This window comes from Neobacillus rhizophilus, from assembly GCF_018343535.1.
GTDB lineage: Bacteria > Bacillota > Bacilli > Bacillales > Cytobacillaceae > Neobacillus > Neobacillus rhizophilus.
On record NZ_JAGYPF010000003.1, the window covers coordinates 421425 to 435953 of the forward strand.

Here is a 14529-nt window from a genome sequence, read left to right on the forward strand (position 1 = left end):
CGGGACCTGGACAATTCATTGATTTCCTTTATAAGTCCTTCAAACCGTTTTGGTAAATAAATAGACTCCTTTTAGAAAAGGAATGAACAAACATGATAGAAAAAGGTAGAATTTCTCACTTAGAACTAGCCCTTATAATGTATGCAATGGTTGTTGCAACAGCCATTCTATACATCCCATATGTCACCGCACAGCATGCAAAACGTGATTTATGGCTGTCACCCATTTGGGGTTCATTGAGCGGCTTTCTCATCGTCTTGATTATTGTCAAGCTTTCAAAGCTTTTTCCAGGGAAAACTCTCATTGAATATTGTGATCTTATTCTTGGCCGGGCCTTTGGAAAGATCATTGCGTTCATTTACTTGTTCTTTCTATTACATGATACGGCAATCGCTTTTAGAGAATACGGTGAGTTCATTGAAAGTGCCTTTTTACATAAAACGCCGATGATTTTTGTGACAGCCAGTATTGCCCTTTCCTGCGCAATTGCTGTTCATGGCGGCATTGAAACGATTGGACGATGTGCGATAATTTTTTTACCAATTGTATTAGCCCTTTATATATTGATTTATGTCTTTCTAATTCCCGATTTGAATGTGAAAAATATTTTACCGATCATGCAAGAAGGGGTAATGCCGTCTATCCAAGGTTCTCTTGCACCACATGCCTGGTTAAGTCAATTTTCATTGATGTCGTTCCTGCTTCCGTTTTTAACGAAACAACAAAAGGTCATGAAATGGGGAATGTTTTCTGTCATTGCCAGTGTCTTGACGATGGTTTTCATTAATCTTGGAAATCTTTTTTTATTCGGCGGAATTATCATCAATCTTCAATTTCCAGTGTTTGAGGCAGCCAGATTCATTAGTATCGGTTCTTTTTTTGAACATATTGAATCGATTGTGATTGCCATATGGGTACTTGGCGGTTTCGTTCAGTTGTCCGCCTTTTTTTATATGCTCGTTCTTGGTACTTCCCAATGGCTGACATTGCCTAGTTATAAACCATTTGTTTTGCCAATTGGTTTTTTAATTATTCTATTTTCAATCTGGTCCGTCCGGTCGTTTGAGGACATGATTCGGGGGATGGGTACAACCGTCCCTTATTATTTCCTAACGGTTCAGCTGCTGATTCCCATTTTCCTTTTGTGTGTTGCAGTCATACGCAGGAAAAGTGTGAAATCGGGCTTGAGCTAATTTATTACAGAAGCTATATGTTACCAGTTCGCTTATTTTTTCAAGTGTTGGGGCTCATAGAATGGCTATATACTACCGGTTCGCTTATTTTTTCGCGCGTTGGGGCTCATAGAATGGCTATATGTTACCGGTTCGCTTATTCTTTCGCTCGTTGGGGCTCATAGACAGGCTATATGCTACCGGTTCGCTCATTTTTTCGCTCGTTGGGGCTCATAGAATGGCTATATGCTACCGGTTCGCTTATTCTTTCGCGCGTTGGGGCTCATAGACAGGCTATATGCTACCGGTTCGCTCATTTTTTCGCGCGTTGGGGCTCATAGAATGCTATATGCTACCGGTTCGCTCACTTTTTCAAGTATTTGGGCTCATAGATAGGCTATATGGGGCCGGTTCGCTCATTTTTTCAAGTATTGGGGCTCATAGATAGGCTATATGCTACCGGTTCGCTTATTTTTTCGCGCGTTGGGGCTCATAGAATGGCTCTATGCTACCGAACCGCTCATTTTTTCGATTATAGGGGCGCTTACAACGAGGAAATAAGTTATTCCTTCTTACTTGAATTCGGAAAGCAACAATCTTTAAGAAAAAAGCCAGCATAAAAGAAAACTGCCCCACTCGAAAGGCAGTTTTCTAACCATATCCCTCAATTAAAAATCATATTTATCAATATTATCCTTCGTAAACACAACCCGCTCTGGCAATAAGATAATACCACTGCGATCATCGGTATAATCATAGCCCTGAATGGTATTCGGCTCAATTTTCACATGTCCGATATTCGGCACATCAAACTCGTCACCGACCTTTAAGTCCTTGCCTTCAACTGTCATCAGATAGGCAACATAAGCAGCCAGTGCCCCCTGCTTTTTGACATCCCACAGCCCGAATTGCTTAACCGTGCCGCGCTTCACAAAGTCGCGCATAACGTTTGGTGTCGAGAATCCGGTAATCGCAATTTTGCCTGCTGCGCCAAGGTTCTCTGCCGCTTGAGCCATCGCTGGCAGCGCAGTAGCATCCGGACAGATAACAGCGTCGATATCAGGATACGTATTAATGATGTTTTGACCAACAGTCAGAGATTTCTGGGCATCATTTTCGCCAAATTGGGTCGTTACAATCTCCCAGCCTGGGTGCTCAGCTTTAATTTTTGCCTTGGCAGCTTCAACCCATTGGTTTTGGTCTGTTACCGTCGGGCTAGAGTAAAAGAATGCAACCTTCGCCTTGTCGCCGACCTGATCAGCCGTCATGTCAATTAGCATGCCGCCCAATTGGTCCGGAGTCCCTTGGTTAATATAGAAGGAACGATGTTTCGGGTTGACGTCGGAGTCCCAGGTTAGGATTTTAACACCGCGGTCCTTCGCACGGTCCAATGCTTGGTTCAAGCCATCGACCGAGGTGGAAGACACCATTAAAGCCTTGTAGCCCTGGTTAACAAAATTATTAATATACTTAACTTGCCCGGCAACAGAAGCTTCACTTGGTCCATCATAGGTTAAATCCACACCAAGTTCTTTGGCCATTTCCTTGGCCCCTTCACCGCCGGAGGTAAAAAAGCCGACACCGGTTAATTTAGGGATAAAGGCAAGCTTCACATTCTTTTTGTCGGTTTTCCCGCCGCCGTCCCCGCCGGACGACTTCTCCCCGCTGCTATTGCAAGCGGCCAGGACCAGCAGTGCCGATAAAATAATGGTGAACAGTTTCAGATAACCAGATTTTCTCATTACGCTACACTCCTTTTAAGGCTCTTTCACTGCAGCCTTTTTAGTATGAAACTTTTTTAAAAGCCCCCAATTGGTTAAACGGAGTAACACGGCAATGATTAACAAAAATCCAATAACCACACTTGTTTCTTGGCTGGTCATACTCATCATCTGTAAGCCATACTGCATCATCCCAATTACAATACTGGCAATTCCTGTACCGACCACTGTTCCTTTGCCCCCTGTAATGCTCGTTCCCCCCAAAACAACCGCCGTAATGACCGGCAGCACAGCTTCCGTTCCAAGGTCTGACCTGGCGGAGCTAAAGTAGGATGTCAGAATTAGCCCACTCACACCACCTCCCAAACCGGCTATGATATAAGACCAAATTATGATTGATTTCACTCGAATCCCGCTGTAACGGGCTGACTTAGGATTGATTCCCACCAGAAAAACCTGCCGGCCAAACCTAGTAAGATTTAACATCACCGCAAAGAAAATCATAATTCCAAAGAAAAACAAAATTGGATTCGGCAGCCCGAAAGTTTCACCATTGGCCAATTGTACAAACGCATCTGGAAAGCCGCTGATCCCTTCATAGCCGGAAGCACTGCTGCCGCCGGAAATGACCAAAGCAATCCCGGAAAAAAGAAACATCGTCCCAAGCGTCACCACTAATGGCTGGACATTCGTAGTCGCTACGACCGTCCCGTTAACCGCCCCTGCACAGGCACTAATCAAAAGCGCAATCAGCACGGCCAGCCAAACGTTGAGCCCATTCATCCAAAGAACTCCAATAATAATGGAAGTCAGGCCAATCGTGGAACCCACCGAAACATCGATTCCCCCTGTAATAATCACGTAGGTCATCGGAATCGCGGCTAGTCCAATGTAGACATAGTCATTCATGCTAAAAATCAAGTTTGTCAAATTTAAAAAGTCGGGGTTCATCAATCCAAAGAAAATGAGTTCAAGGATGAGAAAAATGACAAGTGCGCCCTCCCATCTAAAGAGTAGCTTCATCGCCCTGACCCCCTCCTTCCGCTTCAGCCGTTTCCTTCTTTTTAAATTGGCTATTCGCTAAAAAGCTTTGGAACCTAGAGTCGCTGATGACAATGACGAGCAATAAAAACCCGGAAATGGCGTTATTCCAGTACGCGGGAATTTTTAAATAGATTAACGAGCTATTGATGGCTGTCAAAAAAATCGCCCCCAGCCCTGCCCCCAGCACCGTCCCGAGACCGCCGTTTAAGCTGACACCGCCTAATACCGCCGCCGCGATGACCTGCAGCTCCATTCCGCTGCCGGTTTGGTTCGGGACAAAGCCAATATTTATGACAAAAATCAGCCCGGCAACCGAAGCAGATAGACCTGAAAGTACGAAGGCTAAAACCCTAACCTTGGAAACAGGAATCCCAATCAGCCTTGCCCCATCGGCATTATCACCGACAGCATAGAAGTATCGGCCAAACTTGGTCAGCCTCAAAACCAAATAGGCTGCAACGAGAATCACCAGTCCAATCCAAACCGGCAGGGGCAAGCCAATAAAATCCGTTCCGGACAGTTTTTTAAAATAGTTTGGGATGTCCTCGATCCACTTTCCGCCTGTTAAAATAATCATGAAACCTCGTAAAATTCCTAAAGTCCCTAATGTCATAATGATGGCGGGAATCCGTAAATAGGCAACTCCGAGACCATTAAACAGGCCGGCCAGCACACCAACGGCAAGCACCGCAAGAGCCGAAACCCAGCCCGAAACCCCGCTGGTCAACAGCAGGCCGCAGACCGCCGCTGATAGCCCCATCGTCGCCCCGACCGAAACATCTATTTCTCTCGTTAACAGAACGAAGGATTGACCGACCGCCAGGATAAGCAAAATAATCGCGCTCTCCACTAACAAAAGCAAACTTTTCCCTGTTACAAACTTGCTATTCACCATCCCTACAATTGCTATAAACACAACAATCAGAACCACAATCGAGATTTCCCGCTGCTTCATTATTTTGGATAGGAGATTCATAGCGTCTTCAACTCCTTCTGGATCCCGAATGCGGCTGTGGTGATGGAATCGATGGTTAAATCCTCTTTGGCAATCGTCGTCGTCATCCTTCCTTCATGCATGACAAGCACCCGGTCGCTGAGTTGGACGATTTCTTCGGTATCGGAGGAGATGAGAATCACAGCCAAACCCGTGTGCTTCAAGTCGTCGATCATCTTGTAAATATCTCCGCGAGCTCCGGCATCAATGCCTCGTGTCGGTTCATCCAAGATGATAACTTTCGGACCGGTTTCCAGATATTTTGAGAGAACAATTTTTTGCTGATTGCCTCCAGATAGATTGCTGATGAATTGGCTGGGGCCTGTTGTGACGACCTTTAAACTGTTGATGGCTTGAGCGGCGATGTCTTGTTCTTTTTTAAAAGGGATGAATAAACTGCGAAATTTGGGAAGGATGGTGGATGTGATGTTCATTTTTAAGGAGGCAATAGAGAATAGCCCGTGCTGGTGGCGGTCCTCAGGGACATAAACTAAGCCACGGTTAATGCGTTCACGCAAAGAATACTTCTTAATACTTTCCCGGTCTAAAAAAATCTCTCCAGAATTTGATGGCTCAAGGCCAAAGATTGATGTAGCGAGCTCAGTTCTGCCTGCACCGACCACGCCGGCAATTCCTAGAATTTCACCGGGGTATAGGTCAAAGCTGATGTTTTGAAACCGGTAGCCGGATAAATTTTTCACGGAAAGAATTGGTTCGCGATGCTGCCCGGCTGAAGGCTTCGCCTCCGTTCTTTCCAGCTGTGGAGCCAAAACTTCTATTTTTTCCGGCATTAAACCTTCCAGCAATTTCTCATAGGTAAAATCGCGGACTGGCCCTTTGGCCGAGATGACTCCATCCCGCAGGACAGCAACGGTATCAGCCAGTTCAAAAATCTCGGTAAGTCGGTGGGTAATATAAAACACGCCAAGGCCTTCGCTTGTTAATTTTTTGATGGTGGAAAAGAGAGAATTGATTTCACTAAAGGTTAGGGTGGAGGTTGGTTCGTCTAGAATCAGAATCTTGGCATTTCGGATTAACCCTCTAAGCAGTTCAACCAGCTGCTGCTCCGCAATCGATAGGCTAAGGCCTCTGCGGTTTAAATCCAAATTCCAGCCTAGGACGGAGAGATAATGCTGAATCCGCCTCGCGCATTCGGCTTTATTCTCATGCAAACCAATGGTTACGTTTTCGCGAATCGTCATATTGGGGAAGATTAGTGGTTCCTGTGGGACTAGATAGATTCCATGTTTGTGGGCATCGGATGGCTGGTGAAACAATACTTCGCTGCCCTCCACCACCATTTGCCCTTGATCGGGTCGATATAATCCCGTTATGATTTTCATTAAGGTTGATTTACCAGCACCGTTTCCGCCAACAATCGCAAAGACTTCTCCCTTATAAAGGGTCAAATCTACACCCTTTAATACGGGGTTCCCTGCAAATTGCTTGTATATTTGCCGGATATGAAGCAGCTGGTCATCCATTCCAATCACCCGCCTTGTCCGGTTATCACACTAGTAATCTAACATTTTTTTATGACGGCAACTTTTGTATCAGCTCATTAAAACGCTTACAACCCAAATATTAAATGACAAAATACCCAGAGTCAATACACTAATTTGAAATTATCTAAATTTTTAGAAATTAATTGACTTTCCATTTCTAGCCCCCTATACTCAGTATCAGAGTGAACATTTGTTACGTGAATGATTTTTTGTTGAAAGGTTGAGGAACATGACGAACAATGATGCGTTCACTGTAAACCTCCTCGTAAAGGTCGCCTGGTTTTATTACAAGGATAATCTCACCCAGACCGAAATCGCAGAACGGCTCCAATTATCAAGAAACAAAGTTGTTCGTTTGCTCGAGCGCGCCCGTGCCGAAAATATCGTGCAATTTCATATCCAAGGTCACGGGGTCCACTGTCTGGAAATTGAACGTGATCTAGTCTCCGCCTTTAAGCTGCAGCAAGCCTTTATCATTCCTACTCCTACTCAAAACCTTAGTCGTTCACTGTCAAAAGCAGCCGCACAGTACCTGGAAAACAGTATTTCAAATAATGATTTGATAGGATTCGGATGGGGTGAGGCAGTATCGAGAACCATCGAATCTTTGTCAATCGATCCTGCAATCGAGGTGTCTATGGTCACTCTGACTGGCGGTGTTAACTACTATTTTCACAAGCGCGATTACTCCATGGAAGGCGGACTCGATAAATTCAAAGGCGGCATTTATGTCATTCCGGCGCCGTTTCTCGCCTCCTCGGAGAGAATGGCGAAAAATATGTTATCAGAACCTTCGGTGGAAAATATACTTGATTTGGCAAGTTTGTGCCATCACGCCGTCGTCGGGATTGGCGGTTTGTCCTCCGATTCGACGATCATCAAAGAAGAAAAGATGACCCTTAACGAGCTGCTTTATATTAAAAATCAAAATGCTGTCGGCGATATTCTGGGCCAATTTTTTGATGCTAATGGTGAGCTGCTGGAATTGCCGCACCACAACCGGTTAATCGGCACCCATCTTCATACATTGAAAAAATTAAAGAATGTCATTGGCGTGGCCGGCGGTCCGCATAAAGTGGAGGCCATCTTTGGTGCGTTGAAAGGAGGTTACATCAATACTCTGATTACCGATGAAGAAACCGCTGCTTCACTACTTAAAAAGGAGGCTGCTTTTTAAATGGAGTATATCCTGGTTTTTGATGCCGGCACTGGCAGTGTGAGAGCTGTTCTTTTTAACAAAGCGGGCAAGCAAGTGGCCGTCTCGCAATATGAATGGACGCACTTGGAAGACCCGCGCTACCCGGGCTCGATGGATTTTGATGTAAACCGAAATTGGGAGATTATCCAAACCTGCATCTCCGAGGTGTTAGAGCGGTCCGGCGTTCCCCCAAGCAGCATTAAAGCCATCAGTTCCACGAGCATGCGCGAGGGCTTTGTCCTTTACGACGAAAACGGAAAGGAAATTTGGGCCTGCTCCAATGTCGATGCAAGAGCGATGGCAGAAGCCAAAGAGCTTAAAAACGGCGATCCCTTGCTGGAGAAACGACTCTATGAATTATCCGGACAAACATTTGCCCTAGGCGCCCTCCCCCGTCTGCTATGGATTAAAAACAACCAACCGGAAATCTATGAAAAAATCGCCTGCCTAACCATGATCAATGATTGGATTCTCTTTAAACTCACCAACAAACTTCAAGTAGACCCCTCCAACGGCTGTACCACCGGACTTTTTGATTTAAACAATCGTACTTGGACACCAGCCATTGCCGAAGCCTGTCAGCTGAAAAACAACATCTTCCCTCCCGTAAACGAAGCAGGAATTCTACTCGGAACCATTCCCGAATCTATCGCTCATTCTACTGGACTAGCAAAAGGCACGCTCGTTTTTAGCGGCGGTGGTGACGCCCAGCTTGCATCCGTCGGTGTCGGCGCTATTGGTGACGGCCAGACCTTTATTTGCGGCGGCAGCTTCTGGCAGCAGGAAATCAACATCAAAGAAGCGATGATTGACCCTGACTGCCGAATCCGTGTGAATTGTCACGCTGTCCCGGATTTATGGCAAATTGAAACAATTGCCTTCTTCCCCGGACTTGTGATGAGATGGTTCCGCGATGCTTTTTGTGAACTGGAAAAAATGGAAGCCGCGCAAACGGGACGCGATGCCTATGAAATTTTAGAAGAAAAGGCAAAGGACGTTCCTGTCGGTTCAAACGGCATTATTCCGATATTCTCAGACGTCATGGATTATATTTCATGGCGGCACGCAGCCCCCTCCTTCCTTAATCTCACTATTGATTCCAACAAAACCGGCAAGAAAGAAATGTTTAAGTCGATACAGGAAAACGCCTGCCTCGTGACCTATGGCAACCTGAAGATTGTTGAGGAGGTCACCGGGCACTACCCTACGGAGGCTATTTTTGCTGGAGGTGCTTCCAAAGGCAAGCTTTGGAGCCAAACACTGGCGGATGTTCTTGGCATTCCGGTTAAGATACCTGTTGAAAAAGAAGCTGCAGCCCTTGGTACTGCTATTATGGCTGGGTTGGGGGCTGGGTTGTACCTTGACCTGGAAACGGCCATTTCTGAGCTGGTGGGGTGGGAACGGGTCCACTATCCTGACATGGATAACCATAGGCGGTATCTATTACTATATGAAAATTGGCGGGCGGTTTATGCCGAGCAGCTGCGATTAGCCGATTTAGGAAAAACCAACCACATGTGGATGGCACCCGGGTTGAGTGTTTAATTTTTGAAAGGGGGTGAAACGGCAATGTTTCACGTGAACGAAGAAAATCTGGAATACCGTTATGGCACCCACGGGCCGAAGTACTTACGAAAAGGACCAAATGTCGATATTGGCGTGGTGTTGTTAAAACCGGGCGATGACCATGAAAATCACTATCATACTACCTGCGAAGAAATTTTCTATATCCTTGAAGGGGAAATGGATATTTATATAGACGGCGAGCCTGTACATGTCAAACCTGGCGACATGCTGCAGGTGCGGCCATTCGAAACCCATTATCTTAAAAATACTTCCTTGGTTGATTTTAAAGCTGTGTTTATTAAATCACCGCATATCAGCGAAAGGGATACGGTCATCGTAGAAAATCCGAAGATAAAGGAGTGATTTTTGAAATGAATTGGGGATTTAAAAATAGAATGAGTCAGATTTTTCCGGGTGGCAAAGCGGTCATGCTGGCGATTGACCACGGCTATTTCCTCGGCCCTATTCACGGCTTGGAAAAACCGGGGGAAACTGTGCGCAGCCTGCTGCCGCATACGGATTCGTTATTTGTGACGAGGGGGACACTCGATTCCTGCATCCCTGCCGATGTCAATAAACCGATGCTGCTGCGGGTATCTGGCGGTCCGAGTGTGCTGAGCGACCTTTCCAATGAGACGATTGTGACGCCGATTAAGGAAGCAATTCGTCATAATGTGGTTGGTGTTGGGGTCTCGATGTTTATCGGGTCTAAATATGAAACCCAAACGGTGGCGAATTTGGCAAATGTCGTTACCGAGGCCCATGAGTATGGGATTCCTGTTTTGGCGATAACCGCCGTCGGCCACGAACTGGAGAAGCGGGACGCCCGTTTCTTGGGGTTGGCTTCCCGGATTGCCGCCGAAATGGGAGCGGATATTGTTAAAACCTATTACTGTGATGGGTTTGAAAAAGTTACGGGGACCTGTCCAGTGCCGATTGTGATTGCGGGCGGACCTAAATTGGAGACCATTAAGGATGCGCTGGAGCTTACCTTTAATGCGATGAACCAGGGTGCAGCGGGCGTTGATATGGGTCGCAATATCTGGCAATCGGAGTATCCGGAAGCGATGATTCAGGCGATTAACGGGATTGTGCATAAGGGACTGAAGGTTGGTGAGGCGCTAGAGTTATATGGGCAGTTGACTGGGGTGAAGGTGGGGTAAAATTGTTGCATTTATTGGTTTGGAGGGCAAAATCTGGCCCTCCCTTTTTATTTGGTATATTTCTACTACATAGTTTGTGCCTCTCACAACATAATTTATGGATCTCACTTCATAATTTCCTGTCCTCACGACATTTTTTAGGAATAAATAGGTAACTCTTTAAACTTAATCTATTCTCTCTACATAATTTGAACCTCTCACTACATAATTCCAGCATTTCACTACTTAATTTCCGGTCCTCACGACATTTTGGAATAAATCGCGTTAAAATACCCTATTTTTCCATTTACTGATTATATGAAACTATTAGACTCGTCATTTCGTCTTTTATAGTGATATAATTTTTCAAAAACAAGAAAGGAATTTCGAGCTTTGAAACGAAAAAGAAAAAGAATACGAATAAAACGAGTATTACCTTTATTAGTTCTCGTGATTACCATAGTGGTTATCTTTTATAATAAAACGAATTCTGATACTCCGAAACCAGCGATAGCAAAGGATGGTCCAATGCCGACTGATCTTCATCCTGTCGTGAAGGAGCGGGCCAATCTGCTAATCCAGCAGGCTGCCAAAAAAGGGATTGTCGTTGTTATTACAGACGGTTTTCGCAGTGCCGAGGAGCAAGACAGTCTTTATGAACAAGGCCGTACCACAGAGGGAGCCGTTGTAACCCATGCAAAGGGAGGCGAATCTTATCACAATTACGGACTGGCGATTGATTTTGCGCTGAAGACGCCTTCGGGAGATGTGGTGTGGGATCGGGAATATGATCGGAATGGAAACTCGAAATCCGATTGGACCGAGGTCGTCCAAATGGCGAAAAAGCTGGGGTTTGAATGGGGCGGAGATTGGGCCAAATTTAAGGATTATCCTCACCTTGAAATGAATTTTGGCTTAACGATTGCTGACCTGCAGAATGGGGAACGACCAGATTCCTCCTTGGTTGCGGGACCCAATCCAGGCGAACAGTGATTTTCACTATTCGCCTGCGGGTTGTTTTGGGCAAATTTTTACGAAAACAGATTTTAGTAGTACTGGTGCTCATTTATTATTATTGGATAGATTTTTCGTTAGAAGTGGATGGTTTTGTAATATGCTTTCTACTTCTTCATATCCCTCTAGAAATGCAAAGTTATATCTAGCTGGCAGCGCAAAAACATATTTATTATTTTCTCCCAACTTTGTTGGACCAATAGGTGCAGCTCCAATATGAAATTCCCCTTTTTCAAGTGAGGCCCATTGATCAAGCGTAAAAATCATAATAGGGATATCCTGTCTCGGGTTCGCCTCCGTCCAACCTGGGTGTCTAATTAAAAGGATTTTGCCACTCTCAATTATTTTATTTTGTTCAGTTGAAATACCTTCCCAAGTATCCGTTACAATCTGGTAACCCTCCCAACCCTTCGGTAACGCAAAGGTGAATCCATATTCTGTATTTTCATAAAGATTAGTTTCTGTTGATTTTTGATCAGCTGGGTTCTTATTATCATTTTCCTCTTTGTTTTTATCTATTGTCACAGGTTCTTTCGTTTGTTCCCCTTGCTTATTTGAATTAGAACTTGATAGTTTATCCTCAATTAACGGAATGGCTAGAACGGCGAATAACATGAAGGCAGCAACACTAGCCAAACCTACTAAGATCTTTTTCATTATTGCAGCTCCCCTTTTCTTGTTATCATATGAACTTGCAAATTGTAATAGGTTTTCATGGATTTTATCTTGGGTATCTTTTGTAAAATTTTTATCATAATCGGGTTCTGGTAATGAGTGAATTTTTCTCTCTACATCATAAAATTTCTCATCATTTTTCATAGAGAGTATCCTCCAATACTTTTTTGTAGTGTCTTTAACGCACGATGATAGGTTATTCGAACCTTATTTTCATTCCAATTCAATATGGTTGCTGTTTCAGATACAGAAAGTTCTTTAATCCCTCTCAAGAGAATGACATCTCGATAATTTGTTTTTAAAGATTGGATTGCTTGATAAAGCAACCTATTATTTTCATTTAATTGGAGAATTTCCTCCGGTGTTTCCTTATCCTTTTGCTCCTCCGAGAACCAAATCATTTGCTTCGTCCTTGAACGTTTCCTTTTCCTAATTTCATCTATTCCCACATGGCGCGCAATCGAAAAAAGCCAGGTTTTAGGACTTGATTTTCCCTGATAAGTATCAAAGCCTTTAATGGCTCGGATAAAAACTTCCTGCACCAGATCTTCTACATCACTTGACCCGATGTAATAAACTAAAAAATGGTATATATCTTTGTTATACAAGTAAAACCACTCCGAAATTGTGTTGCTAATCATCAGCTGGTCAACTCCATTTTTCCTCCGATTTTTTAATCCCGCAAATTAGTCGAATTAGCGCAATATTTATTTCACTTCTCACAATATTTATTTTGTATTAAGTTAACACGAAAACCTACGCGCCGGGTTAGTGAAAAAATATTTTATTTAACTATGTAAATGAAAACTTGCCGATTGGCGAGTCCGTTAGGACGGTTCATGAGGCGTAGTTGAATTTATGCGTAAGAAAATATAAAATTTGGAAAAATTTTATATTTTCTTATTAGCTAAATAAAAGGAAAACCCCTCCTACATCTCGAATAAAATTAACAGTATGATTATCGTTTGAAAGGAGATCGTTCATGTCCAATACAATCGTTGAAAGCGTTTACGGTAAATTACAGGGAGAACAGATTGATGGAGTTTATTCGTGGAAAGGGATTCCCTTTGCAAAGCCGCCAGTCGGTCCGCTTCGGTTCCGCGCTCCAGAGCTGCCTGATTCTTGGGAAGGTGTTCGGGATGCAACCTCCTTTTCACCGGTTGCAGCGCAAACTCAAAAAGAAATAATGGAGTTTTTCGGGAATGACGTCTCGAATGTGAGTGAGGATTGCCTATACCTAAATGTATGGTCACCGGGAGCAGATGATAAAAAACGTCCCGTGATGGTTTGGATTCACGGTGGTGCTTATGTTACTGGATCTGGATCTGGCCATTGGTATGATGGAGCTTCGTTTGCTACTAAAGGCGATGTTGTCGTCGTGACAATTAATTACCGGCTGGGGGTATTTGGTTTCCTTCACCTTGGCGAAATTGGCGGTGAGGAATATGCCACTTCCGGGAACTGCGGTATCCTTGATCAGGTAGCAGCACTGCATTGGGTGCAGGAGAATATTGCGGCTTTCGGCGGCGATCCGAATAACGTAACTATTTTTGGAGAATCGGCAGGGGCCATGAGTGTTGGTGTATTGCTAGGATTCCCTTCAGCTCAAGGTCTTTTCCAAAAAGCAATCCTGCAAAGCGGCGCGGCAGCAAACGTTCATCCTCCTGCAACCGCAACAAAGGTGGCAGGCGCCATTCTAGCGGCTTTACAAATAGAAGCATCCAATCTATCAAAATTGGAGGAATTGCCAGTTGAACAGTTGCTTCAAGCTGCTGATGTTCTCCCGTCAATGAGCTTGGGACCGGTTATTGATGGCGTATCCCTGCCAAAACATCCACAATTGGCGATAGCCGAAGGTTCAGCAAAAGATATCCCGGTTTTAATTGGTACCAACAAGGATGAATTTAATATTTTCAGTGTCTTTGACCCTGAGTGGAAGGATGCAGATGAGGCAAAGGTCAAGGCGATATTTGAAAAAACCTTTGGACCGCTTGTGCCTCTTATTGCAAACTTTAATCCTGAACCACTAAGCCAAGATCTATTCAATAAACTGCTGACCATTCATATTTTTACATACCCTGCGCAAAAACTGGCAGAATTGCAGGGTAATCAGGGTGCGCCGGTTTGGATGTATCGCTTTGATTGGGAGACACCGGTATTTGACGGCGCCCTTAAGGCAACACATGCGTTAGAGATTCCATTTGTCTGGAACACATTGGATAAACCGAATACGACAAACTTCACGGGCACCTCTCCTGAGCGGCAGCAGGTAGCGGATCAAATGCATCAGGCCTGGATTAATTTTGCACGTAACGGTAACCCAAATACCGACGCCCTTCCTTCGTGGCCAAAGTATGATTTGAATTTCCGGCCAACGATGATTTTCAACCTGGAGAGTGCTGTCGTCAATGACCCTAACCGGGCAGAACGGATGATTTGGGAACAAGCAGCAATGGTGATGAAATCATAATAAATAAGGTCTAGCCGGATCGAAAACC

The 14529-nt window shown here is 44.5% G+C and carries 13 protein-coding genes; 7 read left to right on the forward strand and 6 right to left on the reverse strand.

Features of this window, described 5'->3' with window-relative positions; genetic code table 11:
* Nucleotides 1-92 precede the first annotated feature (92 nt).
* On the forward strand, nt 93-1193 hold the full coding sequence (locus KHA99_RS15575) for a GerAB/ArcD/ProY family transporter (RefSeq protein ID WP_213118394.1): 1101 nt from the start codon (nt 93-95) through the stop codon (nt 1191-1193).
* A 647-nt stretch (nt 1194-1840) separates the two neighbouring features.
* Here the strand turns inward: KHA99_RS15575 and lsrB are convergent.
* From lsrB to KHA99_RS15595, 4 genes are read right to left on the reverse strand one after another with little or no spacing between them, the layout of a single operon-like run.
* A complete protein-coding gene (gene lsrB, locus KHA99_RS15580) occupies nt 1841-2914 on the reverse strand; it encodes an autoinducer 2 ABC transporter substrate-binding protein LsrB (protein WP_213118395.1) in 1074 nt (357 codons plus the stop codon).
* 15 nt (nt 2915-2929) lie between these two features.
* The gene (locus KHA99_RS15585) at nt 2930-3916 is read right to left on the reverse strand and encodes an ABC transporter permease (protein ID WP_213118396.1); all 987 of its coding nucleotides are present in this window, start codon (nt 3914-3916) and stop codon (nt 2930-2932) included.
* Nucleotides 3900-4913, reverse strand: coding sequence for an ABC transporter permease subunit (locus KHA99_RS15590; protein ID WP_213118397.1), 1014 nt, complete (start codon nt 4911-4913; stop codon nt 3900-3902). The genes KHA99_RS15585 and KHA99_RS15590 overlap by 17 nt, the downstream gene beginning before the upstream one ends.
* Nucleotides 4910-6415 (reverse strand): sugar ABC transporter ATP-binding protein, encoded by a 1506-nt coding sequence (locus KHA99_RS15595; RefSeq protein ID WP_213118398.1) that lies wholly within the window; start codon nt 6413-6415, stop codon nt 4910-4912. The genes KHA99_RS15590 and KHA99_RS15595 overlap by 4 nt, the downstream gene beginning before the upstream one ends.
* Nucleotides 6416-6665: 250 nt before the next feature.
* Between KHA99_RS15595 and KHA99_RS15600 the strand changes: the two genes are divergently transcribed.
* The 5 genes from KHA99_RS15600 (at nt 6666) to KHA99_RS15620 (ending at nt 11335) form a co-directional block, all read left to right on the forward strand.
* Nucleotides 6666-7613, forward strand: coding sequence for a sugar-binding transcriptional regulator (locus KHA99_RS15600; RefSeq protein ID WP_213118399.1), 948 nt, complete (start codon nt 6666-6668; stop codon nt 7611-7613).
* Nucleotides 7614-9179, forward strand: a complete 1566-nt coding sequence (lsrK, locus tag KHA99_RS15605) for an autoinducer-2 kinase (protein WP_213118400.1) — start codon at nt 7614-7616, stop codon at nt 9177-9179.
* A 24-nt stretch (nt 9180-9203) separates the two neighbouring features.
* Nucleotides 9204-9563 carry a cupin domain-containing protein gene (locus tag KHA99_RS15610; protein WP_213118401.1) on the forward strand — a complete coding sequence of 120 codons (360 nt, stop codon included), beginning with the start codon at nt 9204-9206 and terminating at the stop codon, nt 9561-9563.
* Between the two features lie 8 nt (nt 9564-9571).
* A complete protein-coding gene (gene lsrF / locus KHA99_RS15615; protein WP_213118402.1) occupies nt 9572-10363 on the forward strand; it encodes a 3-hydroxy-5-phosphonooxypentane-2,4-dione thiolase in 792 nt (263 codons plus the stop codon).
* Nucleotides 10364-10735: 372 nt separating this feature from the next.
* The gene (locus KHA99_RS15620) at nt 10736-11335 is read left to right on the forward strand and encodes a M15 family metallopeptidase (protein WP_249366694.1); all 600 of its coding nucleotides are present in this window, start codon (nt 10736-10738) and stop codon (nt 11333-11335) included.
* Between the two features lie 69 nt (nt 11336-11404).
* Here KHA99_RS15620 and KHA99_RS15625 read toward each other — a convergent pair whose 3' ends face one another.
* Both KHA99_RS15625 and KHA99_RS15630 read right to left on the reverse strand, forming a co-directional pair.
* Nucleotides 11405-12175: a hypothetical protein gene (locus KHA99_RS15625; protein WP_213118403.1), complete on the reverse strand. Its 771-nt coding sequence runs from the start codon at nt 12173-12175 to the stop codon at nt 11405-11407.
* Nucleotides 12172-12672, reverse strand: a complete 501-nt coding sequence (locus tag KHA99_RS15630; protein WP_213118404.1) for an RNA polymerase sigma factor — start codon at nt 12670-12672, stop codon at nt 12172-12174. Before KHA99_RS15630 ends, KHA99_RS15625 begins: the two co-directional genes overlap by 4 nt.
* A gap of 341 nt (nt 12673-13013) precedes the next feature.
* Here KHA99_RS15630 and KHA99_RS15635 point away from each other — a divergent pair, with 341 nt between their 5' ends.
* On the forward strand, nt 13014-14501 hold the full coding sequence (locus KHA99_RS15635) for a carboxylesterase/lipase family protein (RefSeq protein ID WP_213118405.1): 1488 nt from the start codon (nt 13014-13016) through the stop codon (nt 14499-14501).
* Nucleotides 14502-14529 lie beyond the last annotated feature (28 nt).

Excerpts from the sequence above, each read along its gene's own strand:
- KHA99_RS15595 (WP_213118398.1), bottom strand. The coding sequence starts at position 6,415 with ATGGATGACCAGCTGCTTCATATCCGGCAAATATACAAGCAATTTGCA.
- lsrF (WP_213118402.1), top strand. The coding sequence starts at position 9,572 with ATGAATTGGGGATTTAAAAATAGAATGAGTCAGATTTTTCCGGGTGGC.
- KHA99_RS15610 (WP_213118401.1), top strand. The coding sequence starts at position 9,204 with ATGTTTCACGTGAACGAAGAAAATCTGGAATACCGTTATGGCACCCAC.
- KHA99_RS15630 (WP_213118404.1), bottom strand. The coding sequence starts at position 12,672 with ATGATTAGCAACACAATTTCGGAGTGGTTTTACTTGTATAACAAAGAT.
- KHA99_RS15635 (WP_213118405.1), top strand. The coding sequence starts at position 13,014 with ATGTCCAATACAATCGTTGAAAGCGTTTACGGTAAATTACAGGGAGAA.
- lsrB (WP_213118395.1), bottom strand. The coding sequence starts at position 2,914 with ATGAGAAAATCTGGTTATCTGAAACTGTTCACCATTATTTTATCGGCA.
- KHA99_RS15590 (WP_213118397.1), bottom strand. The coding sequence starts at position 4,913 with ATGAATCTCCTATCCAAAATAATGAAGCAGCGGGAAATCTCGATTGTG.
- KHA99_RS15625 (WP_213118403.1), bottom strand. The coding sequence starts at position 12,175 with ATGAAAAATGATGAGAAATTTTATGATGTAGAGAGAAAAATTCACTCA.
- lsrK (WP_213118400.1), top strand. The coding sequence starts at position 7,614 with ATGGAGTATATCCTGGTTTTTGATGCCGGCACTGGCAGTGTGAGAGCT.
- KHA99_RS15575 (WP_213118394.1), top strand. The coding sequence starts at position 93 with ATGATAGAAAAAGGTAGAATTTCTCACTTAGAACTAGCCCTTATAATG.
- KHA99_RS15600 (WP_213118399.1), top strand. The coding sequence starts at position 6,666 with ATGACGAACAATGATGCGTTCACTGTAAACCTCCTCGTAAAGGTCGCC.
- KHA99_RS15585 (WP_213118396.1), bottom strand. The coding sequence starts at position 3,916 with ATGAAGCTACTCTTTAGATGGGAGGGCGCACTTGTCATTTTTCTCATC.